Origin of the sequence: Hymenobacter sp. IS2118 (genome assembly GCF_000715495.1) — a bacterium.
GTDB lineage: Bacteria > Bacteroidota > Bacteroidia > Cytophagales > Hymenobacteraceae > Hymenobacter.
Genome location: NZ_JNLX01000162.1, coordinates 1 through 1,627, shown reverse-complemented (window position 1 = coordinate 1,627; position 1,627 = coordinate 1). Strand labels below are relative to the sequence as shown.

1 protein-coding gene is annotated in these 1,627 nt (G+C 60.3%); it reads right to left on the bottom strand.

From position 1 onward, the window contains the following. Positions 1–467: 467 nt before the first annotated feature. A complete protein-coding gene (locus GM79_RS16795) occupies positions 468–1,571 on the bottom strand; it encodes an ISAs1 family transposase (protein ID WP_035559885.1) in 1,104 nt (367 codons plus the stop codon). Positions 1,572–1,627 lie beyond the last annotated feature (56 nt).

Sequence of the window (1,627 nt, the reverse complement as noted above, 5' to 3'; positions counted from 1 at the left end):
TAATCGTAGAAAGTCGGCGCGGTCCCGAGGGCCTGCAAATCGTTGTATTTTTGCTCGGCCAAGGCGAGATATTCGGCTTTGCTCATGGCGGTGGTGGGGGAGGTAGGCATGACACAAGTTACCAATACGCCGCGACAATTTGAATTGCACCCCTCGGAGGCGGACGATTTACCCCGACGGCTCACGGCGGCCGACCATACGGAAGCAGATTATGCGCCTTATTTCGCCGATTTTCTAAGCAATCCGGGGGATGGCTATATCGGTAACAACTTTGGGCAAGATTTGAGGAACTTCAAGTCTTACCTGCACTATGTGAAAGAGGCAGGAGGCACCACCTTGTTTTTTACATATGGCTGAGGAGTAAGTGATTAAGTTTAGCCCACTCTCACAAGTAAGAGCACCAAATGCTACTAAGCGCTTTCAGAGTGAAAATCCGAAAGCTACCTAGAGTGGACAGACTAACCGCACTATGCAAGTTGGTGGCAAATCTGGGTCAGCAGCTCTTCTAAATAGGCATCGTTCCATCCGAGCCGCTTTCGTTTTTTCTTGATGCTGACCCGTGTGGGGTCCTGTTGCAGCAGGTTAAGCGCCATTTTGCGCACGAGGGCCAGGTTTTCCACGGCTTGGGCCTGGCGCAAGCGGTGGGCGTCTTCGCCCAGCGTCACGTCCAGGTGCCAGTGGAGCTTGTTTTCAATGGCCCAGTGGTCGCGCACGGCGGCCGTGGCCTGGGCCGGGGTCAGGCTCGCGCGGCTGCTGAGGTAGTAGCGCACGGCCTGCGACTGGGCCGGTCCGTCGACCGGGTGGCGGGTGGTCGCGACCCGGACCAGGGCGGCCAGCCCCGGCCAACGGCCTTCTTCATCGACCCAGCGCAGGTCGGTTTGGACGCTGACCTGGGTGCAGAGCGGGGTGTTGTGGGAGGCCAGGCTCCAGGATTCGAGCGTCTGCCGAGCGGGCACCTGAGCCAGGGCGCGTTCGGCCTCGGCCAAGAGCGTGGCCTGGTTCTCCTTGAGGGCCAGCAGGTAATCACCGCCTTGCTGGCAAATCTGGGCCGCGATGGCAGGTTGGCAGCTGAGCGCATCGAGGCTGACGAGGCAGCCGCGTACGTCGAGTAGGGCCAGTACGTCGGGGATGGCCGCCAGTTCGTGGCCTTTGCCCGCCGTGGCCACCTGGGCCAGGCTCAGGCCCTGGGCGCTGGCCACGGCCGACACCACGTGCAGCGCCTGCGGGCCGGAGCCGCGCAGGGTCTTACCGTCGATACAAACCTGGCCGAGTTGGTCGGCGGGCAGCACCTGCCGCATCCAGGCCAGAAAGGCCGCGTTGAACGCCGCCGCGTCCAGGTGCTGAAAGACCCGCCGGAAGGTATCGTCGGACGGAATACCGTTGTCCAGCGAGAGGTAGCGCCGAAAGACGGGTTCTTTCTGCTGGCCAAACCAGGCGATTTCCTCAAAATCGTCGGCCCCGCTCAGCACAGCTAGCACGCTGATAACGAGAATGTCTAATAGTTTGTGGCGAAAGTTTTTATTCTGCCGCCGGAAGTCCGGCACGTCGGCTAAGTGGGTGAGTAACGACATCGAACCAAGGGGGTAAGCCGCAAATTTACCCTTGCGCACATAGTGCGGTTAGTCTG